We start from the raw sequence: 24141 nt of genomic DNA on the forward strand, positions 1-24141 counted from the left end.
CGGCATGCGGGTCGTGATTGCCGATGATGCGGTGCTTCTGCGCGAGGGCCTGATCAGGCTCGTCGAAGAGAACGGCCACACGGTGGTGGAGGCCGTCGGCGACGGGCCTTCTCTCGTCCGCGCGGTGGTCGAGCACAAGCCGGACGTGTCCATCGTGGACGTGCGCATGCCGCCCTCGCACACCGACGAGGGCCTGCGGGCGGCCGTCGAGGCCCGCTCCCTGGTGCCCGGCACCCCGATCCTGGTGCTCTCTCAGTATGTCGAGGTGTCATACGCCGACGATCTGCTGGCCGACCGGCGTGGCGCGGTCGGCTATCTGCTCAAGGACCGGGTCGCCCAGGTCGCCGACTTCCTCGACGGGCTGACCCGGGTGGCCGACGGCGGCACGGTGCTCGACCCCGAGGTGGTCAGCCAGTTGCTGGTGCGGCGGCGCCGCGACGACCCGTTGCGCAACCTCACGCCGCGCGAGCGCGAGGTGCTCGAGCGGATGGCCGAGGGCCTGTCCAACACCGCGATCGCCCGCAAACTGGTGGTCACCGAGGGTGCGGTCGAGAAGCACGTGCGCAACATCTTCACCAAGCTCGACCTGCACCAGGACGAGGAGCAGCACCGGCGCGTGCTGGCCGTCCTGGCTTATCTGCACCCGTAATACGTGCATGGGCGGCCGGGACGGGCGTGGCGGCGCTCGTCCCGGCCGCGTCATGCGTCCTGGCGTAGGCGACCGCGCTTGGGTAGCGGTGCCGGGGGCAAGTTTCGCCAGGACAGAGGAGTGGTGTCTGCGTCCACTGTAGGCTTTGATCTTGCCAGCCGCGCCGCCGGTCCCCGATTCAACCCAGTGAGCAGCACTTTCCGTCCGCCCGGGAGCCGGTCAGGACCGACCGGAGCTCGACTCCCGCCGCCTGCTCGACCACGATCGGTGACCAGGAGTCGCCGCTGCCGGTCCCGTTGATCGTGCAGTCGCGGATCAGCGCGTCCCGGTAGGTCAGGACGCTGACCACGCCGTCGACCTCGCTGCGGCCCCAGCCGGCGACCCGCACGCCGTAGCGCGGCCCGTTCCAGGCCACGCAGCAGTCCGCGATCTCGATCCGGGAGCCGATGTCGACGGCCAGGCTGGCCGACGGGGTGTCGCCGGTGTAGGCCGACGGCACGAAGCGGTTGGTGTTGTCGCCGGGCAGCAGGCGGAAGCCCATCTCGACGTCGCGCAGGCAGGCGCCGCCGACGCGTACGTCGTGGACCGAGCTGAGGTAGAAGCCCTCGACCGCGTCCCGCACCCGGATGTCGGTGAGGGAGAGCTGGTGCGGGTGGAAGGTCGGCCCGACGATCGACGAGACGTCCGCCCCGACCGCACCCCAGTGCACCGCCACGGCCGTGTAGCCGCCGCGGACCAGCACGTCGTGCACGGTGATCTCCCGGACCGCACCCATGATCGCGACGCAGTTGGCGTGCCGCTCGCCGGGCCGCGCGACGTAGACCCGGCGGACGTCGACCCGCTGGATCCACTCCGGCATCGAGGCGTAGAGGTAGTCGCCGATGGTGATCGCGGTGCCGCGGTCGCCGCCGTGCTCGCCCGGGTCGGCGGGCGGCGGCTTCAGGCCGAGATCGCTGATCGCCACGTCGGAGCCGAGCACGTGCAGGACCGGATGGCCGGTGCGGCCGGCCGACACCAGCGTGCTGGCCGGGGCCTCGGCGGCCGGGTCGACCGTCTCGGCGCCGCGGAGCGTCCAGCCGGCCGGCACCCGCAGGCCGTCGGTGATCGTCCACTCGCCGCGCGGCACCTCCAGCTCACCGCCGAGGGCGGAGTCCAGCGTCTCCTGGAGCACCCGGCGGTTGTCGTCGGCGTCGGTGGTGAGCGCCGGGCGATGGGTCATCGCGGGGTCACCACCCGGCACGAGACGCCCGGATGGGCGGTGTCCAGACCGACCAGGACCGGCACCCCGGGCCGCGGGTCGAGCTCGACGTCGACGCTGCCCGGTCGCCGGGCGACGATCGCGACGTCGACCGGCTCACCGGTGCTCAGGTCGGCCGCCAGCACGCCCAGGCTGCTGCCCGGCCGGTCCGGATTGACCCGGGAGCCGGCGCTGACCGCCACGCGGCGGGCCATGCGGCCGGCTTTGAAGACCGCCCGGGCCGGCGTACGCCTGGTGATCTTGCCGGTCGGGGTGCGCGGCAGGGGCGGCGCGTATTCGACCGTGTTGACGTCGAGGCGGAACGCGCTCGGCCCGTCCGGCGGCAGCAGGGCCAGGTCGCAGCCGGTCTGCCGGTAGGCGAACCGCACCGGCTCGCCGTCGCCCTGCTCGCGCACCGTGATCCGGTCGATCCGCAGGCCCAGCGCTGACTGCCGGGACAACCGGCCCTCGACCCAGGACGGGCGCGGCGCCTCGGCCAGCTCGACGACCAGCAGGCCGTCGCGGTCGAGTTCGTCGGCGGTCAGGTCGAAGCCGATCTCGACGATCGAGTTGGACGCCCGCCGCCAGGCCTGCCGGCGGGCCAGCAGGGCGGCGCCCTTGAGGTCGCCCTGGGCGCGCACCAGCACCAGCCGCGGGCGTTCCGGGGTCAGCCGGGGCGGCCGCACCCTGTCCGACCACCAGCGGGTGCTCATGTCGTCGAGCTGGATGGTGATCGTCACGTGGACCGGCTTGCCGGTGCCCTGCACCTTGAGCGCCACCGCGCCGAAGTCACCGGTCGCCCGGCCGACGATCGCGGTGCCGCGGATGACCTGGTCGACGATGATGAGGCCCTCGTCGCGGCCGCTGGTCACCTCGACCGGCAGCTCCAGGGTGTGGCGGGGCTCGTCGAACTTCGTGGCGAAGTAGGAGCCGATCATGCCGACCAGTCCGTCCGGGTCAGCATCGGCTCGTGCCGGTTCCACATGCGCTCGACGGTCTCGAACAGCGGGTCGGCGTCGCTCTCGATGTGCCGGAACGTCGCCCTGACCGCCTTGAGCAGCACGTCGGCCGGCCAGACCTCCCACTGCGGCACCACCGGCGTGACGACGTCGGTGCCGCTGCGGTAGAGCCACAGCCAGAGCCGGGCCCGCTCGACCTGCTCGGGCGTGACCAGGTCGACGCCCTCGCGGATCTGGTTGATGCTCTGCTCGAGCGTCTTGAAGTACTGCTCCTGGTCGTCGACCACGGTGGAGAGCCCGCACGAGCTCCACTCCGACCAGCCGGCCTGGATCACCGGGATGCCGTACGCCGGGAGCTCGTTGCTGACGCTGCCGCGGACCGTGACGCCGAGGTCGGTGAGGCTCCACAGCGCGTTCTTGCTGAACGCGGTGCTCGGCCGGAAGACGATGTGATCTTCCTTCTTGTACTGCTTGGCCAGCGAGTTGAAGAAGCCGGTCGAGTCGTAGAGCGCCTGGCTCGGGTGCTCGAGGAACAGCCACTGGGCCTCACGGTGCTTGGCCGCCCAGGCCGCGGTGTCGGCGAACCAGTCGGCCAGGCTGTCGAACAGCTCCCGGTTGGTGCCCAGGGCGTCGCTGACCGCGTGGTTGAAGACGGTGACGATCGGGCGGTCGGCACTGAAGCCGAGCCGGGTCACCGCGCTGCGGCGCAGCTGCTTGCGCTCGTCCGGGTTGTTGAGGTCGACCGACGCGGTCGCGCCGCCCCGCCACCAGCTCGGCCGGCCCAGGTTGACCTTGGACCGCCAGGCGATCAGCTCGGCCGCGTCGCGCAGCTGGTCGCGCCGCGCCCACACCTGACGCTCGAAGGTGTCGCCGATCTGGCGGGTCAGCTCCTCGCGGAAGGTGCCGGTGTGGGTGTCGTTCTCGGGGAACAGGCCGTACGCCTTGAAGCACCCGGTCTGCTGGGTGTGGATGATCGGCACGTCGTGGTCGCGGGCCGCCTCGACCGCCAGCCCCCACTGGTCGTAGTCGACGTGGCTGGTGACCAGCGCGACCACGTTCTGTTCCATCTGCTGCTCGTAGAAGTGTTTGAGCGTCGCCGCGTACGCCAGGCGCTGCCGGTAATCGGCCCGGCTCTGATAGTCGGCCGGGAGCCGCGGCACCTTGGCCAGGCGGCAGTAGGTCGCGTTGGCGTAGTCGGTGACCACCTCGTCGACCGGCCCGGGGGCGCTGCCGCGCACGATGTCCCAGACGTCGATCGTCTCGGACGCGCCGAACGCCTCGGCGATCTGCCGGACCAGCCCGATGTCGAAGGCGGTCCACAGGGTCTTTCGCCAGGCCGCCTCGACGCCGGTGAATACGATCATCCGGGCCGGACGGATCTTGCGGATGGCGTTCGCGAACGCCAGGTTCCGCAGGGTCACGCGAATGTCCTGGTGGAAGGCCTCGACCAGGATGACCGCGTCGTCGGTCGGCCGGGGGAGGTTCTTTTCCCAGTAGACGGTCGCCGACTCCAGGAACACCTGCAGTTCCTTGGGGTTCGCAATGAGCCACACGGTGACTTCGTGCCTTTCCTCATCAAACGGGGGGAGCGCGCAACCGTACGGACAGCGGCTGAGAGCTTGGTTGCCGCCGGGCAAGCGGAGGGTTAACTCTCGGTGCCGGGGCCGAGGCCCCGGCACCGAGGGCCGCCTAGATCAGATCCCAGGTCAGCGGCGTGCCCTTGGCCGCGTCACCGACGAAGGTACGCCCGAGCACCGTGCCGATCGCGTCGGGCTCGAGTCCGCCGGTCGGGCGGATCGAGCGGACGTTCTCCTCGGTCACCGGGTCGCCGGCCTTGACGTCGGCCACCACGTAGAGCGACCGGCGGAACCGCAGGCTCTCCTTCTCGGCCTCGGTCGGTCCGATGTGCGTGGTGCCGAGCGCCTGCCAGGCCCGCTCCGACTCCTCGCGCAGCAGCTTGACCTCGTGCGGCTCGAGCGAGAACGCCGAGTCGACGCCGCCGTCGCCCCGGTCGAGGGTCACGTGCTTCTCGATCAGGCAGGCGCCGTACGCGACCGCGGCGATCGGCACGCCGATGCCCAGCGTGTGGTCGCTGAGCCCGATCGGCAGCTCGAGCATCTGGGCCAGCACCGGGATGCGCCGCAGGTTGGTCTCCTCCGGCGGGGCCGGGTAGGAGGCGGTGCAGCTGAGCACGGTCACGTCGGGGGAGCCGGCCCCCTGCGCGGCCTCGACCGCGGCCGCGATCTCCTTGACCGAAGCCATGCCGGTCGAGATGATCATCGGCTTGCCGGTGCTCGCGGCCATCCGGATCAGCGGCAGGTCGGTGATCTCCGAGGACGCGATCTTGTACATCGGCGCGTCCAGCTTCTCCAGCAGCTCGATCGCGGTGCGGTCGAACGGGCTGGAGAACGGCGTGATGCCCCGCTCACGGGCCCGCTCGAAGATCGGCTGGTGCCAGTCCCACGGGGTGTGGGCCTTCTCGAAGAGCTGGTAGAGGTATTGATCACCCCACAGCTCGTGGCCCTTGGAGATCTGGAAGCGGGGATGCTTGACGTCCACCGTCATCGTGTCGGCGGTATAGGTCTGGATCTTGATGGCGTCCGCTCCGGCGTCGGCCGCGGCGTCCACCAGGGCCAGCGCGCGGTCGAGCGATCCGTTGTGGTTGCCCGACATCTCCGCGACGATGTACGGCCGCTTATCGGGTCCGAACTTAGTCATTTCTGCCTTTCTCCGTCACCACGACGGTTTTCATGATGCCGTCGACGGAGCGCTCGTAACGTCGGATCTCCCGGAAACCGAAGCGTCGATGCAGGGCCAGGACCTGCTTGTTCTCCTCCAGGGTCTCGCCGCCGAGGCGGTCCAGGCCCAGGGTGGTGAACGCGTACTCGATCGCCTCTTTCTCCAGCCGCATCCAGGCGGGCAGCATGCGCCGCCCCAGCCCTTCGACGTCGAGGTAGAACGCCCACGTCTCGCCGTTGAAAATCACCACACCGGCCGGCGTTCCCTCGTCTTCGAAGATGAGGACGGCCGGCCAGTTCTTCGCCCACCAGGCGGCATGCTCCGCCGGTTGGATCTCGTGCGTGGTCATGCTGACCGCGCGCACGGCGGGGTGATTGCGCCAGGGGAGGACCAGGTCGCGTTCGGATTCGAGGGCGGGTCTCAGCACCGCGTCAAAGTATGGACGCCGGCTGAGGCCGCGGTATCGAATACGGAACTTCCGTCGAAACGAGGGGTGGCCGTTCGGTGCCACGGCTGACCCGGTAGCCGAGCCTGAGCAGGGCATACAGCGGGTAGCTGTCCAGTGCGACGAGCCGGTGCTTGAGGCCCTTCGAGCCGCTCGGCGCGGCGTAACCGGCCGGACGGTGCCGGCGGTACAGCTCAGCGAGGCGGTGGAAGAAGGGCCGGCGCCGACTCGGATGCATCCGGCCTTCGTTGCCGACCACGACCAGCAGATGGCTGATCATGAGGCTGAATAGTTTGATCTTGAGGGCCGGGTCGACCTCGCGCGTGCCCATCCACTGCTGGAGGTTGTCGTACTGCTCGAAGGCCTCGAAGTGGCGGTCGCTGCGGGTCGAGGTGATCGCGCCGGGCCGGCCGATGCGGTAGTGGTAGCAGACCCGGTTCAGCACGGCCAGGCGGTCGGCGGCGAGCACGACCGGGTGGCTGAACGGGACGTCCTCGTACCACCCGGGGCCGAAGCGCAGGTCGTTGCGGAGCAGGAAGTCGCGCGAGACGATGCGGTTCCAGGCCGTGTGCTGGACGCCGAGCATGCGTTCGGTGGTCACCGGTCCGGCCAGCAGGGGCGAGCTGGCGTCGACCTCCATCCGGCCGTCCTCGTGAGCGCGCAGGTGGTCCACGAGCAGCACGTCGGGGCGGCTCTGGGCCAGGGTGCCCAGGACGGCGCTCACCGATCCCGCGGGCAGCCAGTCGTCGCTGTCGACGAACCAGACGTAGTCACCGGTCGCCGCGGCCAGCCCGGCGTTGCGGGCCAGGCCCAGGCCGACGTTCTGCGGGAGGTGGACGACCTTGATCCCGGGATACGCGTCGAGCATCGCCCCGCTGCGGTCCGGCGAGGCGTCGTCGATGGCGATGACCTCGACCGACGCGTTCTCCGCGGCGGTGAGGCCGGCCCGGATGGAGTCGAGGCACTGGACCAGGTAGCGCTCGACGGCATGCACGGGCACCACGACGCTCAAGGTGACCATCGCGCTAACCTCTGCCCCTTCGGTGAAGCGGAGGCAAACTCGGATTTAAGGACGGACGCGAGCTAGTCCAATTCACGTCGTCCAGGTTGCGGTCGGTTCCGTGAAAATCGGATTAAAGCGGTCAGATTCCCCTATTCGGGGAACAACATCTCATGCAGCGCGGCACCGGTCAAAGGCTCCGCGAAGTAATAACCCTGGCCGAGCTCGCAGTTGCCGCCGGCGAGCGAGCTGAGCTGCCCGGCGTGCTCGATCCCCTCGGCCACCGTGGAGAGCTGAAGCGCCTGCCCGAGCTGGATGATCCCGTGGGTGAGCGCGGCCGCGGTCGGCTCGTCGACCACGTCGTCGACGAACGACTTGTCGATCTTGATGATGTCGACCGGGAACTGCCGCAGATAGGCGAGCGAGGAGTAGCCGGTCCCGAAGTCGTCGATCGCCAGCCGGGTGCCGAGCGCCTTCAGCGCCTCGAGTTGGCGCAGCGTCTCCGGCCGGTGGTCGACCATCAGCGACTCGGTCAGCTCGAGCACCAGGCTGTACGGCGGCAGGCCGGTCTCGTCGAGGATCGCCCGGACCATCTCGGGCAGGTTGCTCTGCTCGAGCTGGACGGCCGAGATGTTGACGCTGACCGAGAGCGGATTCCCCGGTCGCTGCTGGTTCCACTCGGCGACCCGGGCACACGCCTCGCGCAGCACCCACTCGCCGATCGGCACGATCATGCCGGTCTCCTCGGCCAGCGGGATGAAGTCGAGCGGCGGGATGATGCCCATCTCCGGGTGCCGCCAGCGGATCAGTGCCTCGACCCCGGTGATCTCGCGCGTCCGCAGGTGCACGATCGGCTGGTAGCGCAGCTCGAACTCGTGGCGTACGACCGCCCGGCGCAGGTCGGCCTCCATCGCGATGGTCGCCTGGAAAACCTCCTCCATCTCCGGCGCGAACAGCTCGACCCGGTCCTTGCCCTGCTTCTTGGCCTGGTACATGGCCAGGTCGGCGTGGACCATCAGCTCCTGGGCGTCGTGCTCGGCCGCCTCGCTGAACGCCACCCCGATGCTCGAGCTGATGTACGACTCGCCGGCCCCGCTCTGCAGCTGGAACGGCTCGCGCAGCGACGCCAGGATCCGGTCGGCGATCGGCTTGGCCTCGTCCGCCCCGCCGATCCCGGGCAGCAGCACCGCGAACTCGTCGCCGCCCAGCCGGGCCGCGGTGTCCTGGTCCCGCAGGCAGGCCCGGATCCGGTCGGCCACCTCGACGAGCAGCCGGTCGCCCGCCGCGTGCCCGAGCGAGTCGTTGATGACCTTGAAGCGGTCCAGGTCGACGAAGAGCACGGCCAGGCTGCCGGCGGCCAGTTGCTCCTCCATCCGGGTCAGGAAGAGGGCGCGGCTGGCCAGCCCGGTCAGCGAGTCGTGGAAGGCCTGGTTCATCGCCTCCAGGGTGCGTGCGTCGGTCAGCGCCAGGCTGACGTGCTCGGCGTACGCCTTGAGCACCTCCTGGGCCGGCTTGTCCCATTCCCGGGTCCGGCCATAGGTGCCGACGGTCAGGCTGCCCACCACCACGCCGTTCTCGTGCACCGGGGTGGCCATCACCGAGGCCAGCCGGTGCGCGCTCATCGACGGCATCGCGATCGGGGAGGCCGCGTAGTCGGTGACCATCGTCAGCTCGTCGCCCAGGATCGCCAGCCCGGAGACGCCGGCCGAGGGCAGCGGCAGGTGCTGCAGGCGGACCGCGGTCTCCACCGGCACCCCGGTGAACGCGGTCATGCTGCCCCGGCTCGGGTCGTCCCGGTCGAGTAGGTTGAGGCAGCACATGTCGACGTCGAGCAGGCCGCGCAGGCTGACCGTGACGGTGTCGAAGATCTGGTCGAGCGGCGCCCGCCGGGCGATCGCCCGCTGCACGTCGGTGAGCTGCTCGAACAGGCGCTGGCGCTGGTGCAGGAAGTCGAGGAGGCGGTCGTTCTCGCGGGCGTACCGGCGTTCCGACTCGGTGGTCTGCAGGGTGCGCAGGCTCAGTTCGAGCACCCGGGCGAGGCCGCGCAGCAGGCAGATCTCCTCGGCGGTGAACGGCGCCGACTGCCGGCCGAGCACCAGCACTCCGGCCGGGTCGCCGTCGATCGTCGCCACGGTGGCGGCGTGCCGCCGGCCGCCGATCTCCAGGGTGGCCCGGCTTCCGGAGAGGATCTCGCTGATCGCGTACGCCGGTACGTCCTCGGCGGCGATGCCGTAGGCGGCCACGACGCCCTCGTCCATCATCAGCACCGCGATGTCGGCGTCGAGGGCCCGGGCCGCGCACTCCACGGCGGCATGCTGAGCGGCCGGTCCGCCGGGCCGGTCGGCCACCACGGACAGGAACTCGGTGAGTTGCTGGGTCGCTAGCACGCCGGGCCAATCGGCCGCCCGCTCGGGCACTTGAGCAAAAGGGGACGCCCGGAGGCCACACCGCGGGCATGAAGCGGTCAGATTTTTCGGCCAAACGGGCACGCAATTTGCGAGTTCCGGCCGGTTTGATCATGGTTCGTGGCGAGCTCGACAGGCATCGAAGCGGGCAAGTAAACAACAAACTCGCCTACCTTGTGATGGGGGCCACAGGTTTCTCCGGTGTTAAAAATAGTCGTCGGTTGATCGAGCGAGGGGGCGGGGATGAATGCGGACGAGAGGCAGCACCAGATCGTCGCCTTGGCCCGTCAGCAGGGCGAGGTCGACGTCGCGAAACTCGCCGCGGAACTGAATGTCTCGGCCGAGACGATTCGCCGCGATCTGCGGCTGCTCGAAAAGCACGGACTCCTCCGGCGCACGCACGGCGGGGCATATCCGGTGGAGACCGCGAAATTCGAGACCGACCTCGCCATCCGGACCACGCGCGGCGTTCCCGAAAAACGCCGGATCGCGGCCGCCGCGGCCGCCCTCATCGGTGACGCCGAGACCATCTTCATCGACGAGGGATTCACCCCGCAGCTCATCGCCGAGGCGCTCCCGACCGACCGGCCGCTGACCGTCGTCACCGCTTCCCTGCACACCGCGGCCTGGCTGGCGACCTCCAGCCCGGCCACGGTTCTGCTGCTCGGCGGCCGGGTGCGGGGCCGCACCCTGGCCACCGTCGACCACTGGGCGAGCGCCATGCTGGCCGGCTTCGTCATCGACCTCGCCTTCGTCGGCGCCAACGGCATCTCCCGGGAGGCCGGGCTCACCACCCCCGACCCGGCGGTCGCCGACGTGAAATCGCACGCGGTCCGCTCCGCACGACGCCGGGTCTTCGCCGGCATTCACACCAAATTCGGCGTGCGCACGTTCTGCAAATTCGCCGAGGTTTCCGATTTCGAGTCCCTGGTCACGGACACCGCATTGCCGGCGTCCGAGGCGCAACGCTATTCCCGGCTCGGGCCGTCGGTCATCCGGGTCTAACCGCTCTCTCGCACCCGATCCATTCGCCGTTTTCCATAAAACGGAGGTTCCACCATGCCCAAAAAACTCAGGCCAAAGAAGCTAGCACTGGTGGCCGCCGGTCTGCTGCTGCTGACCGCGGGCTGTTCCGGTGCCGGGTCGACCGGCAGCGGCTCCGGCGGCTCCGATGACCAGACCATCACCGCGCTCATGGTCGGCAACCCGCAGATGGAGGACATCCAGAAGCTGACCGCCGACAACTTCACCAAGCAGACCGGAATCAAGGTCAAGTTCACGATCCTCCCGGAGAACGAACTGCGCGACAAGGTCACCCAGGACGTGGCCAACCAGGGCGGCCAGTACGACGTGGCCACGGTCGGCGCCTACGAGGTGCCGATCTGGGCCAAGAACGGCTGGCTCCAGCAGCTCTCCGACAAGGCCAACGCCGACGCCGGTTATGACACCGGCGACCTGCTCAAGCCGATGGTGGCCGCGCTGACCGGCGACGACGGCAAAATGTACGGCGCCCCGTTCTACGGCGAGTCGTCGTTCCTCATGTACAACAAGGACCTGTTCGCGGCCAAGGGCCTGACCATGCCCGAGCACCCGACCTGGGACCAGGTCGCCGGGTTCGCGGCCAAGCTCAACGACAAGGGCAAGGGCGTGGCCGGCATCTGCCTGCGCGGGCTGCCCGGCTGGGGTGAGCTGTTCGCCCCGCTGACCACGGTCGTCAACACGTACGGCGGCACCTGGTTCGACAAGGACTGGACGCCCAAGGTCAACGCACCCGAGTTCAAGCAGGCCACCCAGTTCTACGTCGACCTGGTCAAGAAGTACGGCGAGTCGGGTGCCCCGCAGTCCGGCTTCACCGAGTGCCTGAACACCTTCGGCCAGGGCAAGGCCGCCATGTGGTACGACGCCACGTCGGCCGCCGGCACGCTCGAGGACCCGAACGCCAGCAAGGTCGCCGGCCACGTCGGCTACGTCTACGCCCCGGTCGAGAAGACCGACTACTCGGGCTGGCTCTGGACCTGGTCGTGGGTGATGCCGAAGACCACCAAGAAGGCCGAGGCGGCCTGGAAGTTCATCTCCTGGGCGACCAGTAAGGACTACGAGCAGCTGGTCGGCTCCAAGCTCGGCTGGTCGCGGGTCCCGTCCGGCAAGCGCACCTCGACGTACTCGATCCCGCAGTACAAGGACTCGGCCAAGGCGTTCGCCGACGTCACGCTCGGCTCGATCGAGCACGCCAACCCGCAGAACCCCGGTCTGCAGCCGCGGCCCGCGCTCGGCGTCCAGTACGTCGGCATCCCCGAGTTCGCCGACCTCGGCACCAAGGTGTCGCAGGAGGTGAGCGCCTCGATAGCCGGCAGCACGACGGTCGACAAGGCGCTGGACGACGGCCAGCAACAGGCCGAGGCCGTGGCCAAGAACTACAAGGGCAAGTAAACGGCGATGACCACCATGGTCGCCCGGCCGGACGAGCGGACCCAGCCGCCCGTCCGGCCCGCCCGGGGCGCAGCCAAAGAACGCTGGGTACGCCGCGCACCACTGTTGCCCGCCCTGATCTTCGCCGTCGTCGTCACCCAGATCCCGTTCCTCTACACGCTCTACCTGTCCACGCTGAGCTGGAACGCGCTGCGGCCGGGCAAGCACGACTTCGTCGGGCTGTCGAACTACGGCACCGTGCTCTCCGACTCGCGGCTGCGGGCGGCGCTGCTCAACACGGTGTTGCTGACCGCCGGCGCGGTGATCTGCTCGATGATCATCGGGCTCGGGCTGGCCCTGCTGCTCGACCGCAAGTTCATCGGGCGGTCGGTCGTGCGTACCCTGCTGATCACGCCGTTCCTGGTCATGCCGATCGCGGCCGCGCTGCTCTGGAAGCACGCGATCTTCAACCCGGCGTACGGTCTGATCAACGGGCTGCTCGGCGGTCAGACCGACTGGATCTCGTCGTACCCGAAGGCCGCGGTGATCACGACGCTGGTCTGGCAGTGGACGCCGTTCATGATGCTGATCCTGCTGGCCGGGCTGCAGTCGCAGTCGAACGAGGTGCTGGAGGCGGCGCGGGTCGACGGGGCCAACGCGTTCCAGATCTTCCGCCGGATGACGCTGCCGCATCTGCGCCAATACCTCGAACTGGGCGGGCTCCTCGGCTCGATCTACCTGGTCAACACGTTCGACGCGGTCTTCAGCATCACCCAGGGCGGTCCCGGCACGGCGACCACGAACCTGCCGTACGAGATCTACCTGACCACGTTCCGCAAGTTCGAGTACGGCGAGGCGTCCGCGGCCGGCGTCGTCGTGGTGGTCCTGACGATCATCGTGGCGACCTTCGCGCTGCGGGTCATCTCCAGCCTCTTCAAGATGGAGGAGAGCCGGTGAACAAGCGCCTGAGCAACACGGTCTGGGGCGTGGTCGCGTGGGTGGCCGGGATCGTCTTCGTGTTTCCGGTGATCTGGATGGTGCTGACCAGCTTCAAGCAGGAGCAGGACGCCGCCAGTAACCCGCCGACCTGGGTCTTCAAGCCGACCCTGTCGCACTATCACGAGGTCTTCGACCGCAACATCCTGCCGTTCCTGCTCAATTCGCTGATGGCGGCGATCTTCTCGACCGTGCTGGTGATCGCGCTCGCCACCCCGGCCGCGTACGCGCTCTCGATCCGCCCGGTACGCAAGTGGACGGACACGCTGTTCTTCTTCATCAGCACCAAGATGATGCCGGCTGTGGCCGCCCTGTTGCCGGTCTATCTGCTGGCCAAGCAGCTGCACATGCTCGACAACGTCTGGACCATGGTCATCCTCTACACGTCGATGAACCTGCCGCTCGCGGTCTGGATGATGCGCTCGTTCCTGCTCGAGGTGCCGCGCGAGGTGCTCGAGGCCGGCGAGGTGGACGGCGCCGGGCTGACGACCTCGATCCGGAAGATCATCCTTCCGATCGTTTCGCCGGGATTGGCGGCTACCGCACTGATCTGCTTCATTTTCGCCTGGAACGAGTTCTTCCTCGCGGTTAACCTGACCGCGACGAACGCCGGCACCGCGCCGATCTTCCTGGTCGGCTTCATCACCTCCGAGGGGCTGTTCCTGGCCAAGCTCTGCGCGGCCGCGACGCTGGTGTCGCTGCCGGTGCTGATAGCGGGCTGGCTCGCTCAGAACAAGCTGGTCCGCGGCCTCTCGATGGGAGCCGTCAAGTGAAAGCAGCCGTCGTCACCACCCCGGGGACGATCGCCGTCGAACAGGTGCCGGACCCGGCGCCCGGTCCCACCGAGGTGGTGGTCAGGCCGGCCGCGACCGGGATCTGCGGCACCGACCTGCACATCATGGACGGCGAGTTCGCCCCGGCCTATCCGATCGTGCCGGGCCACGAGTTCGCCGGCGAGATCGTCGCGGTCGGCTCCGGGGTCACCGGCTACGCGGTCGGCGACCAGGTGGCAGTCGACCCGTCCCTCTACTGCGGACACTGCTATTACTGCAAACGGGCGCGGGGCAACCAGTGCGAGAACTGGGCGGCGATCGGGGTGACCGCCGCCGGGGCGGCCGCCGAATACGTCGCCGCCCCGATGGCCAACCTGTTCAAGCTCCCCGCTCATCTGGCGGCGCGCGACGCGGCTCTGATCGAGCCGCTCTCGTGCGCGGTCCGCGGGTTCGACGTGCTGCCCCGAGCCATGGCCTCGACCTATCTGATCTACGGCTCGGGCACGATGGGGCTGATGATGCTCTCGCTGGCCAAGCGGGCGGGCGCCGAGTCGGTGTCCATCGTGGACCTCAACCCGGCGCGCCTCGAAACGGCCCGCCGGATCGGCTGCTCCGCCGCCGTGACCTCGGCCGAGGAGATCGAGGCGCCGCGAGGCTTCGACGTGGTCATCGACTGTACGGGCGTGGAGGCGGCGATTCGCGACGGTCTCCAGCGGGTCGGACGAGGAGGCACCTTCCTGCAGTTCGGGGTCGCGGCGTACGACGCGCGGGTGGCGATCGAGCCGTACGAGATCTATCGCCGCGAGATCACCATCACCGGCTCGATGGCGGTGCTGCACAGCTTCGACCGGGCCGGGCAGCTTCTCGCCGCGGGCGTCCTCGACCCATCGATCTTCGTCAGTCACCGGTTCCCTCTGACCTCGTACGCCGAGGCGCTGGGCCAGTTCCGAGCCGGTGTGGGCCGAAAGATCCTCATAGAGCCTTAGCTGGTAGACATGGGTTTGTGCCATCTTTATCCACGATCAGTGAATGAATGGTCACACCCGGTTGTCTCTTCTCTTGCCGGTCACGCTCAATGGACCGGTGGACAACGCCGAGGATTCACCGCCCACGCTCGCCTCAGATCGGATCGGTCCGGCCTCCGTCCTCGTCTCGGCACTCGGCGCGACCGCGCCCCTGGCCGTCCTGATCACCGTGGTCCCCGCCGCGTACGCCCGCGGCGGGGGTCCGCTGGTCCCGCTCACCTTCGTCGCGCTCGCCGTCGTGCTCCTGCTCTTCTCGGCCGGTTACGCCGCGATGGCCGACCGCGCCCCGTTCGCCGGCGCCCTGTACGCGTGCATCGCCCGCGGTCTCGGCCGCCCGGCCGGGCTCGGCGCGGCCTGGGTCGCGCTGCTCTCGTACACCGCACTCCAGGCCGGCCTCTACGGCATCGTCGGAGCGGCCGCGGCGCCAATGCTCGGGAACTGGTTCGGCCTCCACGAGCCGTGGTGGGCCGTGGCCGCCGCCGGCTGGTTCCTGGTCGCGATCGCCGGCACCGCACGCGTCCGCGCCCTCGGCGTCCTGCTCGCGGTGATCGTGGTCGCCGAGGCGGCGGTCCTCTCCGGCTTCGCCGCGGCCGACCTCATCCACCCGGCCGGCGACCACCTCACCCGCACGGCGATCCTCCCCGGCCACCCGGCGGCGATCGACCGGCCGGTGCTCGGCCTGCTCCTGGCGTTCGGCGCGCTCGCCTTCGTCGGCTTCGAAACCACCGGGGTCTTTGCCGAGGAGACGACCCGGCCGCGCCGGGACGCGGGCCGGGCGACGTACGCGGTGGTCATCTGCTTCACGCTGCTCCTGGCCGTGCCGGCGTGGGCGCTCGCGGCCGGGGCGGGACCGGACCGGGTCGGCGCGCTGGCCGACACGCGAGGCTCGGAGATGGTGTTCGACCTGGCGTCGGCCCGGCTCGCGCCGTGGGCGGTGACGCTGGGCCGGATCGTGCTGGTCACCGGGCTGCTCGGGGCGATGGTCGCGCTGCAGGCGACGATCGCGCGTTACCTGTTCGCCCTCGGCCGCGAACAGATCTTCCCGCGAGTGCTCGGCCGGGCGTCCCGGCGTACGTCCGCACCGCGCGCCGCATCGCTCACCCAGACCGTTCTCACCGGCGCGGCGCTCGGCGCCGCGGTCCTGGCCGGCGTCGACGCACCCGGCGTGCTCGCCCGCCGCCTCACCGCCCTCGGCGGCCTCGGCATCCTGGTGCTGCTGCTGGCGACCTCGCTCGCCGCCCTGCTGCACCTCAACCGCGTCCCGAACGCCCGGGCCGACGGTGTCATGGCCCGCTTCATCGCGCCCATTCTGTCCACTGTGTCCCTCGGGGTGCTGTGCTACCTGGCCTTCCGTAACCTGCCGGCCCTGCTGAGCATCCGAGCGTCGGACAACCTGATCTGGATCGTGCCGGCCGCGCTCGGCGCGGTCGCCCTGATCGGCCTCCTGCACGCGGCGATGCTCCGCGCGACCCGCCCGGCGATCTACGCCGGCATCGGCCACGGCGGCGCCCCGGTCGTGGTCAGCCCGAAAATCCCCCGGCCCCGAAAACCACGGGAACCTGGCGCCCACCGCCCCGAGCGCGTTAGAGATTGACGCCTTACGGGACGAGCGCGGGGGCCCACATGAAGAAAGACAGTGTCGTCCGGCTGGTCATCATGCTGCACCACGCGTTCGAGATCGAGCTCGACCGGCTGCGGCCGCTCGCCGGGTGGTCGGGCTGGGACCCGGAGGGCGCGCTGACCGACGCCGAGGCGGAAGCGCTGCTCACGCCCCGGCCCGCCCGGCCCGCCGGATGGCCCCGCTCGGAGCGCCCGTTCCAGCCGGTCGTCGACGAGCGGCCCGGCACGACTACCTGACGCTGCCCAGCGGCGACTTCGTGGTCCCCTGGGGCGCGTTCGCCTGGCAGATCACCGAGCGCGACTACACACCCGACGCCAAGACGTTCCAGGGACCCACGCTCGGGCCGCTGGAAGACGCCGTGCTGCCGCTCACGCTCGACGGCGACGGCCTCTGGCTCCGGGCGATCACGTCGGACCACCGCATGATCCTGGGCCGCCTGGTCTTCCACGACGTCCAGGAGTTCGAGGTCGCCGGCGCCCACATGCGGCCGACCGCCGTCGTCGACGCCGGACCCCAGGGTGCGTACCGCCGCTACGAGCTGCTCGGCGACAAGCGCGACTACTACGTCGTGGCGGCCGGCCTCCAGGTGCGCGCACCGAATGGGTGAAGGCGATGGCTGGCCGCCCCGGGATTTGCGGCAGGATGGCGACATGAGCCCGGTCAGTCGTCGTCGTAAGGGTGCCACCGCTCGGGTGGTGCGGGCAGTTCCGGCCTATGTCGAGCCTGAGCCGTGTAATTGCCCGGCCTGCACCGGCGAGGAATTCGATCCGGCGGAGATGTTCGACGACCTGCTGGGCGGCATGGGTGAGCTGGCCGAGGTCGACGATCCGACCGAGGCGGAACTGCTCGCCGCGCTGTTCTTCGCCGCGGCACCGATCACCGCCGACGAGGTCGTGCCGTCGCTGATCACGGCGGCCACCCCGCAGGCCTTCGCCCTGCTGCTGGAGCTCGACGCCGTACGCGGCTCGCCGGCCACCGCCGCGGCGGTCGAGCAGCTGGCCCAGGCCGGGATGCCCGAGCCGAGGTGGGCGGCGGCCACGCGCGAACCCTTGACCGGCCACCTGTTTCGCGCCTTCCGGTTCGAGGAGGTCGCCGCCTCGATGCTGGTCTGCTCCTTCGAGCGGGCGGGCCGCACCCAGGCGTTCGTCGTCAAGATCGATGACACCGACTGTCACTCGGCGATCGACATCCAGCTGGCGCCGGGCGAGGTTCTGGACGAGTTCATGGCCCAGACTCCGGTCGAGGCCGAAAAGGAAGGCATCCAGGTGGTCGCCGAGGATCTCGCCCCGGAGGACTTCCGGTGGGAGATCGAGCGGGCGCTCGACGCCCGGGCGGTGCACGACGAGGAAGACGGCCCGATGCCGGAAGAGCCCGACGATTCCGACAAACCCGACTACGACGTTCTGGCGGAACTGCTGCGGTCACGGATGCGTACGCTGCCCGAGCCGACCCGCCCGCCGGCCCGGCACGGCTCCGACGACTTCTCGCTGGTCGAGTCGATCGGCCACATCGCCGAGGCAGCCGAGGAATCCGGGAACAACCGGCTCAAGCGGCTCGGACAGGCGAAGCTGCCGCCGAAGCCGAAACGGAAGAAGGCCGACGGACCGGCCCCGATCTACCAGATCAAGGTGAGCCTGCGAGGCGCGAAACCGCCGATCTGGCGGCGCCTCGAACTGCCGGCCGACACCACGCTCGCCCGCCTGCACCGGATCATTCAGGTGGCGTTCGGCTGGGACGACAGCCACCTCCACATCTTCCGGACCCCGTACGGCGAATTCGGCGACGAAGGCCGCTCGGAGGCGTCGGTAACCCTGGAACAAATGGCGGGGGAGATGTTCACCTATCTCTACGACTTCGGCGACAACTGGCTCCACGAGATCGTGTTCGAGGACACGCCCACCCGGGAGCAGGTGACCTATCCCCGCTGCACCGACGGGCGGCGGGCGGCACCGTCCGAGGACTCCGGAGGCGTCTGGGGCTACGAAGAACTGGTCGCGGTGCTGGCCGACCCGAGTCACCCGGAACACCAGGACCGCCTGGAGTGGCTCGGCCTGGACTCAGCGGACGACTTCCAGCCCGCCCGGTTCGACCAGGCCGCCATCAACGAGGCCCTCGCCCGGCTGAGGTGACCTGACGCGTCGAGGCGAATTTCAGTGTGCCGGGGCTCGTGGGGTTCGGGATTCGAAGGACCTGACGCGGGCGCCTCTGGTCTACACCCTCGATGAATGGCGGGCGTTCGTCGGCGGGGTCAAGGACGGCGAGTTCGACGCCTGAGGCGCCCGGCTTTCAGCCGAAGAACTCCTGGATCTGGGCCAAGGTGAGATAGCCCTGCGGCTCGAGGTCGGCCGGGATCTCCGGAAGGGGCCTGGTGGTGACCGTGACCGCGCGGACGTCGGCCGGGAGCCGGGGGACCGGTGGGGTCGGTGGGAGGTCGGGCATCGACATGGCCTGGCGGATGACCTCGAACATGCTCCGGACCTCGGAGGTCGCGCGGACCGGCAGGTCGGTCTCCTCGCGGCGGGGGAGGGCGCAGGTGAAGTTCGCGCGCAGCCGGTCGTCGAGGCGGCGGATGTCGGCGCTCGGGCGCAGGTGGTCGAGGTTGCCTTCGGCGACGATGCCCAGTTCGCAGGCGGCCAGGCCGGAGCGGCGCCACCAGGAGCGCCAGGCCGGGTCGGCGTTCAGGGTCAGGGCGACGTGCTGGAGCGCGATCATGTAGTCCTGTGGGGCGTCGCCCTCGCCGGTCGTGGTGCCCATGTGCGGGTGCAGCCAGGAGCTGCCCCAGGCGGCGGTGTTGGCGCCGGTGCCGGTGTCGACCGCCGGCTCGTGCTGCCAGTCGGTGCGGGTGGAGATGCGGTAGGCCTGCTCGGCGATCGGCATCAGCTGGGCGGCGGGCCGGTCGGTGAATCCGGCCAGGCGGTCCGGTGCGGACAAGACCTGACGGTACGCCGAGGCGCCGGCGGCGACGGCCGCGCAGCGTACGCCCAGGAACGATGCGCCGGACCGTTGCACCGCGCGGAAATGCGCGGGGGTGTCGAGGGCGTGCAGTGCGCGCGCCAGGTGGTCGGCGAAGTCCCGGATGTCGGCGGCGCCGTGGTCGGAGAGCTGATCGGCTAGCCGGTCGAAGTCCGCCGGTTCGCGGCCGATCGAGTCGACCAGGCCCCAGAACGTCTGCTCGTCCATACCCCGCATGGTGACATTGCGATCACTCTCCGGCTGGAATGCGACTCGGCACGTACGGGCGAATTGCCGGGTGATGACCGGCCGGTTACCCCGTTCTGAGGGGTTGAGGGCTTCGTCACGGTGGATAACCTGCTTCTATAAGCAGGTGATATAAATTCTCCTGTGCAGCAGTCAGTGATGCTTCCGGTCGAGGACGCGGCTGTCGCGGCCGGGTTCGAGCGCTTCTTCGAGACGCTCCGCCGCATCACCCCGCGCGAAGAGCTGAGCCTCACCGCCGCGTCCACGCTGCGCCGGCTCGAGCGGTCCGGCCCTCACCGGCTGTGCGAGCTGTACACCCCCGAGGGCATCAGCCAGCCCGCGATGACGCAGCTGGTGACGCGCCTCGAGAAGGAGGGCCTCGCCGAGCGGAGCAGCGATCCGGCCGACGGACGCGCCGTGGTCGTCAGCATCACCGAGGCCGGGCGAGCCGCCGTGGCCCGCCGCCGGGAGGGCCGGGCCCAGGCCCTCTCCGGGCTCCTGCAGGACCTCACTCCGGCTGAGCATGCCGCCATCGTCGCGGCGCTGCCGGCGCTGGAGCGGCTCGGCGACCTGGTCGCCGAGCAACCTACGACCTGACCCGACCTGACCATCGGATCGTCCGCCCGCGCCGACGCGGGCCCGGTCCGAGCTGCCCAAGAAGGGGGTATTACGCGTGCTATCCGTGGATCATCCGCGCTACAAGTGGATCGCGCTGTCGAACACCACGCTCGGCACACTGCTGGCGACGATCAACTCCTCCATCGTGCTGATCTCGCTGCCCGCCATCTTCAAGGGCATCAAGGTCGACCCGCTGTCGCCCGGCAACGTGAGCTACCTGCTGTGGATGCTCATGGGTTACATGCTGGTGACCGCGGTGCTGGTCGTCACCCTCGGCCGGCTCGGTGACATGTACGGCCGCGTCAAGATCTACAACGCCGGCTTCGCGATCTTCACCGTCTGCTCGGTCATTCTGTCGCTCGACCCGTTCAGCGGCGGCGACGGCGCGCTGTGGCTGATCGGCTGGCGGGTGCTGCAGGCGGTCGGCGGCGCGATGCTGATGGCCAACTCGGCCGCGATCATCACCGACGCGTTCCCGACCCGGCAGCGCGGCATGGCGCTCGGCGTCAACATCGTCTCGGCGCTGGCCGGCTCGTTCATCGGCCTGGTGCTCGGCGGGGTGCTCGCCGAGTGGGACTGGCGGTCGATCTTCTGGGTCAACGTTCCGGTCGGCGTGATCGGCACGATCTGGGCGTACCGCTCGCTGCACGACACCGGCGTACGCCGGAAGGCCAAGATCGACTGGTGGGGCAACGCGACCTTCGCGATCGGGCTCACCGCCCTTCTCGCCGCGATCACGTACGGCATTCAGCCGTACGGTGGCCACACGATGGGCTGGACCAACCCGTGGGTGCTGACCGGCCTGATCGGCGGTGCGGCGGTGCTCGTGATCTTCGGCATCATCGAGACCAGGGTCGCCGAGCCGATGTTCCCGCTCGGGCTCTTCAAGAACCTGGCCTTCACCAGCGGCAACGCGGCCAACCTGCTGGCCAGCATCGCCCGCGGTGGTCTGCAGTTCATGCTCATCATCTGGCTGCAGGGCATCTGGCTGCCGCAGCACGGCTACACGTACGAGAAGACTCCGCTCTGGGCCGGCATCTACCTGGTGCCGATGACCATCGGCTTCCTGGTCGCGGGTCCCCTCGCCGGCTACCTGTCCGACCGGTTCGGGCCGCGCCTGTTCGCCAGCGGCGGCCTGGTCGTGATGGCGGCGTCGTTCTTCGGACTCCTGCTGCTGCCGGGCAACTTCAACTACCCGCTGTTCGCCATCCTGATCTTCGTCAACGGCCTCGGCGGCGGTCTCTTCGCGGCGCCGAACACGTCGCTGGTCATGTCGAGCGTTCCCGCCAACATGCGCGGCGCCGCCTCCGGCATGCGGGCCACCTTCCAAAACTCGGGCATGGTGCTCTCGATCGGCGTCTTCTTCTCGCTGATGGTGGCCGGGCTGGCCAACTCGCTGCCGGGCAGCCTGAGCGCCGGCCTCACCGGCCAGGGGGTGCCGGCCGCGACCGCCAACCAGATCGCCCAGCTGCCGCCGGTCGGCACGCTGTTCGCGGCGTTCCTCGGCTTCAACCCGATCGGCCAGCTGCTCGGTCCGCAGGTGCTCGGCGCGCTGCCGAAGGCCAACTCCGACCGGCTGACCGGCCTGGAGTTCTTCCCGCAGCTGATCTCGAAGCCGTTCCACGACGGCCTGGTGATCGTCTTCTGGCTGGCGATCGCGATGGCCCTGGTCGGCGCGGCGGCCTCGCTGGTCAAGGCCCGCAAGCCGGTCGAGCCGGCGGAAGGGGAGTCGCCGGCGGTCGAGCGGACCGGCGAGTTCGTCGCCCACGAGGCCGAGGTGCAGGCCGAACTGGCCGACGCGGTGCCGATCGCCCCGATGACGGCGATCCCGGAACCGCTGGGTGATCAGGTGCCGGACGACTCGGCGCCGCTGACCAAGTAGGCGTTACCGCACAGGATTGGATGGGGCTCGCCGGTTCGGCGGGCCCCATCGCCCGTCCCAGGCGCGGTCTGATCGGGGGCGGCCGGAAGCTGGGCCGCCCGTCCGGTCCCGCCGAGATGAGCGCGGCCGAGATGACGGGCCCCCGCGGGCTTCAGGCGGAGGTGGGCGCGATCGCGGCGTCGACCAGTGAGGCGGCCACGCCGCGGGCGGTCACGGCGGCCGCCGCCCGGCGGTCCATGCGGGCCCCGGCGGTCGCGCCGTCGTAGAGGACCATGAGCTGCTCGGCGAGCAGGATCGGGTCGTGGGCGCCGGCGTCGCGGGCCAGTTCGGTGAAGAGCCCCCGGGTCCAGGCCCGGTTGGCGGTCGCGACCTCGTCGACCACGCCGCCGGGCGCAGACTCGGCCGACGCGTTGTAGAACGCGCAGCCGCGGAACCCGTTGTCGGAGGCCATGTCGGCGAGCACGTCGAACACGCCGATCAGGCGGTCGCGTGGGTCGTCGTGGCGTTCCAGGCCGGCGAGCAGCCGGCTGCGCCGGATCTCGTGCCGGCCTTCGAGGTAGGCCCGGATCAGCTCGTCCTTGCTGCCGAAGCAGCTGTAGAGCGAGGCCTTGGCGACGCCGGCGCGCTCGATGATGCGGTCGATGCCGACCGTGTGCACGCCCTCGGCATAGAACAGCTCGTCGGCGGCGGCCAGGAGCCGCTCGCGGGCCGACGCCCTGCGCGGGGAATTCGGCCGGGTGGTTGCAGGTGACGCAGCGGACATGAGGTTGACGATAGCAGACAGATCTGTCTACTGTCTTGGAGTCAGACAGACCTGTCTGGCTAATTGACCGGGAGGAACCCCGAGATGACCACCGTTGCCCAGAGGGCCCGGCCGGACGTCGCCCGCAGCTCCGACCGACGGCTTTCCCGCCCGGTCGCCTTCGCCGCGATCGCCGCGATCTTCATCACGTTCGCCGCCGCGTCGGCCGCCCCCTCCCCGTTGTACGTCGTCTACCAGCACCTGTGGGGCTTTTCCGCGACAACTCTCACCGTTGTTTTCGCGGTTTACGTCGCCGGCCTGATCGGTGCGCTGCTCATGCTGGGCGCGCTCTCCGATCACATCGGCCGCCGCCCGGTGCTCGCCGCCGCGATCGCCCTCGAGGTGATCTCGCTCGTGCTCTTCCTGACCGCCGGCAACGTGCCGGTGCTGCTGCTGGCCCGGCTGCTGCAGGGTGTGGCCACCGGCACCGCGATGACCACCCTCGGTGCCGCGCTGGTCGACCTCAACCCGCCCCACGCCCCCGGACGCGCCGGGCTGCTCAACGGCATCGCCCCGACCTCCGGCCTGGCGATCGGCGCCCTCGGCTGCGGTGCCCTCGTGCAGTACGCCCCCGAGCCCACCCACCTCGTCTGGGCACTTCTGCTGGTCGGCATGGCGCTGGCCGCCGTGGTCGTCGCCCGCATCCCCGAGACCTCGGCCCTCAAGCCCGGCGCCGCCGGCTCGCTGCGTCCCCGGCTCGGCGTCCCGGCCCGGATCCGCGCCGACGTGGTCGCCCTGACCCCGATCATCGTCGCCGGCTGGGCGATCGCCGGGCTCTACATGTCGCTTGGCCCGTCGGTGGCGGCCAGTGTCTTCGGGCTCACCAACCACCTGATCGGCGGCCTGGTCGTGACGCTCCTCGCCGGCGTGGGCGCGGTCGCCTCGTACGTCCTGCGCAAGGTGCCCGCGGCGCGGGTCCTGACGCTGGCCGGCGTGCTGCTGACCGTCGGCTCGGTGGTGAGCGTGCTCGGCGTCGAGTTCGAGAACATCTGGCTGGCCGCGGCGGGCACGGTGCTCAGCGGGATCGGGTTCGGCGCCTCGGCGCTGGCCCAGTTCGGCACCCTGGCCACGCTGGCCGCGCCGCACGAGCGCGGTGAGCTGTTCGCGGTCGCGCTGGTGATCGCGTACACCGCGTTCAGCGTGCCGGCGGTGATCGCCGGTTTCGCCGCCACCTCGGCCGGTCTGCACCCGACCGCGCTGGTCTACGGCACGGTGGTGGCCTTCTTCGGAGCCGCCGCGGTGGTCGCCCAGCAGGTTCGCAAGGCCCGCTGAACCCGCCATCTTTCGTGGCGCCCCGGCGTGGGGCGGGCCGGCAGGGGCGGGCCCCCGGCCCCCGATTTGGGCGAAACGGACACGAAAGACTGGGAGGGAGAGAAATGAGTG

General features: G+C 70.0%; 23 protein-coding genes. 14 read left to right on the forward strand and 9 right to left on the reverse strand.

Going from position 1 to position 24141, the window contains the following annotated elements; all coding sequences use genetic code 11:
- Positions 1-4 precede the first annotated feature (4 nt).
- Entirely contained in the window at positions 5-649 is a 645-nt protein-coding gene (locus AB0M88_RS12930) for a response regulator transcription factor (RefSeq protein ID WP_364099928.1), read from the forward strand.
- A gap of 178 nt (positions 650-827) precedes the next feature.
- Here the strand turns inward: AB0M88_RS12930 and AB0M88_RS12935 are convergent, their stop codons facing one another.
- The 7 genes from AB0M88_RS12935 to AB0M88_RS12965 all read right to left on the reverse strand — a co-directional run bounded on the left by AB0M88_RS12935 (position 828) and on the right by AB0M88_RS12965 (position 9416).
- Positions 828-1868 carry a hypothetical protein gene (locus AB0M88_RS12935; RefSeq protein WP_364099931.1) on the reverse strand — a complete coding sequence of 347 codons (1041 nt, stop codon included), beginning with the start codon at positions 1866-1868 and terminating at the stop codon, positions 828-830.
- Complete coding sequence (locus AB0M88_RS12940) at positions 1865-2869, reverse strand: hypothetical protein (RefSeq protein WP_364099934.1); 1005 nt, start codon at positions 2867-2869, stop codon at positions 1865-1867. Before AB0M88_RS12940 ends, AB0M88_RS12935 begins: the two co-directional genes overlap by 4 nt.
- On the reverse strand, positions 2821-4398 hold the full coding sequence (locus tag AB0M88_RS12945) for a hypothetical protein (RefSeq protein ID WP_364099937.1): 1578 nt from the start codon (positions 4396-4398) through the stop codon (positions 2821-2823). Before AB0M88_RS12945 ends, AB0M88_RS12940 begins: the two co-directional genes overlap by 49 nt.
- 136 nt (positions 4399-4534) lie before the next feature.
- The gene (pseI, locus tag AB0M88_RS12950) at positions 4535-5563 is read right to left on the reverse strand and encodes a pseudaminic acid synthase (protein WP_364099940.1); all 1029 of its coding nucleotides are present in this window, start codon (positions 5561-5563) and stop codon (positions 4535-4537) included.
- Positions 5556-6011 (reverse strand): GNAT family N-acetyltransferase, encoded by a 456-nt coding sequence (locus AB0M88_RS12955; RefSeq protein ID WP_364099943.1) that lies wholly within the window; start codon positions 6009-6011, stop codon positions 5556-5558. Before AB0M88_RS12955 ends, pseI begins: the two co-directional genes overlap by 8 nt.
- A 4-nt stretch (positions 6012-6015) precedes the next feature.
- Positions 6016-7050, reverse strand: coding sequence for a glycosyltransferase (locus tag AB0M88_RS12960; RefSeq protein WP_364099946.1), 1035 nt, complete (start codon positions 7048-7050; stop codon positions 6016-6018).
- Between the two features lie 131 nt (positions 7051-7181).
- The gene (locus AB0M88_RS12965) at positions 7182-9416 is read right to left on the reverse strand and encodes a bifunctional diguanylate cyclase/phosphodiesterase (protein ID WP_364099949.1); all 2235 of its coding nucleotides are present in this window, start codon (positions 9414-9416) and stop codon (positions 7182-7184) included.
- A gap of 261 nt (positions 9417-9677) precedes the next feature.
- On the opposite strand from AB0M88_RS12965, the gene AB0M88_RS12970 reads away from it, so the two are divergent.
- The 10 genes from AB0M88_RS12970 (at position 9678) to AB0M88_RS13015 (ending at position 18532) form a co-directional block, all read left to right on the forward strand.
- A complete protein-coding gene (locus AB0M88_RS12970; RefSeq protein WP_364099952.1) occupies positions 9678-10439 on the forward strand; it encodes a DeoR/GlpR family DNA-binding transcription regulator in 762 nt (253 codons plus the stop codon).
- A 90-nt stretch (positions 10440-10529) separates the two neighbouring features.
- Positions 10530-11864 carry a sugar ABC transporter substrate-binding protein gene (locus AB0M88_RS12975; RefSeq protein WP_364099955.1) on the forward strand — a complete coding sequence of 445 codons (1335 nt, stop codon included), beginning with the start codon at positions 10530-10532 and terminating at the stop codon, positions 11862-11864.
- 6 nt (positions 11865-11870) lie between these two features.
- Positions 11871-12800 (forward strand): sugar ABC transporter permease, encoded by a 930-nt coding sequence (locus AB0M88_RS12980; RefSeq protein WP_364099959.1) that lies wholly within the window; start codon positions 11871-11873, stop codon positions 12798-12800.
- A complete protein-coding gene (locus AB0M88_RS12985) occupies positions 12797-13612 on the forward strand; it encodes a carbohydrate ABC transporter permease (protein WP_364099962.1) in 816 nt (271 codons plus the stop codon). Before AB0M88_RS12980 ends, AB0M88_RS12985 begins: the two co-directional genes overlap by 4 nt.
- Positions 13609-14598: a zinc-dependent alcohol dehydrogenase family protein gene (locus AB0M88_RS12990; protein ID WP_364099965.1), complete on the forward strand. Its 990-nt coding sequence runs from the start codon at positions 13609-13611 to the stop codon at positions 14596-14598. Before AB0M88_RS12985 ends, AB0M88_RS12990 begins: the two co-directional genes overlap by 4 nt.
- Before the next feature lie 43 nt (positions 14599-14641).
- Entirely contained in the window at positions 14642-16231 is a 1590-nt protein-coding gene (locus AB0M88_RS12995; RefSeq protein WP_364099968.1) for an APC family permease, read from the forward strand.
- Between the two features lie 29 nt (positions 16232-16260).
- A complete protein-coding gene (locus AB0M88_RS13000) occupies positions 16261-16494 on the forward strand; it encodes a hypothetical protein (RefSeq protein ID WP_364099971.1) in 234 nt (77 codons plus the stop codon).
- Between the two features lie 20 nt (positions 16495-16514).
- Positions 16515-16865, forward strand: a complete 351-nt coding sequence (locus AB0M88_RS13005; RefSeq protein ID WP_364099974.1) for a hypothetical protein — start codon at positions 16515-16517, stop codon at positions 16863-16865.
- Between the two features lie 43 nt (positions 16866-16908).
- Entirely contained in the window at positions 16909-18387 is a 1479-nt protein-coding gene (locus AB0M88_RS13010; RefSeq protein WP_364099977.1) for a plasmid pRiA4b ORF-3 family protein, read from the forward strand.
- A 1-nt stretch (position 18388) separates the two neighbouring features.
- Positions 18389-18532 (forward strand): DUF397 domain-containing protein, encoded by a 144-nt coding sequence (locus AB0M88_RS13015; RefSeq protein WP_364100004.1) that lies wholly within the window; start codon positions 18389-18391, stop codon positions 18530-18532.
- 12 nt (positions 18533-18544) lie between these two features.
- Here the strand turns inward: AB0M88_RS13015 and AB0M88_RS13020 are convergent, their stop codons facing one another.
- Positions 18545-19438 (reverse strand): DUF4240 domain-containing protein, encoded by an 894-nt coding sequence (locus AB0M88_RS13020; RefSeq protein ID WP_364099980.1) that lies wholly within the window; start codon positions 19436-19438, stop codon positions 18545-18547.
- Positions 19439-19600: 162 nt separating this feature from the next.
- Here AB0M88_RS13020 and AB0M88_RS13025 point away from each other — a divergent pair, with 162 nt between their 5' ends.
- Together AB0M88_RS13025 and AB0M88_RS13030 are read left to right on the forward strand one after the other, a co-directional pair.
- On the forward strand, positions 19601-20053 hold the full coding sequence (locus tag AB0M88_RS13025) for a MarR family transcriptional regulator (protein ID WP_364099983.1): 453 nt from the start codon (positions 19601-19603) through the stop codon (positions 20051-20053).
- A 76-nt stretch (positions 20054-20129) separates the two neighbouring features.
- On the forward strand, positions 20130-21956 hold the full coding sequence (locus AB0M88_RS13030) for an MFS transporter (protein WP_364099986.1): 1827 nt from the start codon (positions 20130-20132) through the stop codon (positions 21954-21956).
- A gap of 151 nt (positions 21957-22107) precedes the next feature.
- On the opposite strand, the gene AB0M88_RS13035 is transcribed toward AB0M88_RS13030, so the two are convergent.
- On the reverse strand, positions 22108-22719 hold the full coding sequence (locus AB0M88_RS13035; protein ID WP_364099989.1) for a TetR/AcrR family transcriptional regulator: 612 nt from the start codon (positions 22717-22719) through the stop codon (positions 22108-22110).
- A gap of 84 nt (positions 22720-22803) precedes the next feature.
- Between AB0M88_RS13035 and AB0M88_RS13040 the strand changes: the two genes are divergently transcribed.
- Positions 22804-24030 (forward strand): MFS transporter, encoded by a 1227-nt coding sequence (locus AB0M88_RS13040; RefSeq protein WP_364099992.1) that lies wholly within the window; start codon positions 22804-22806, stop codon positions 24028-24030.
- Positions 24031-24141 lie beyond the last annotated feature (111 nt).

Origin of the sequence: Actinoplanes sp. NPDC051411, assembly GCF_040682075.1 — a bacterium.
Classification (GTDB): Bacteria; Actinomycetota; Actinomycetes; order Mycobacteriales; family Micromonosporaceae; genus Actinoplanes.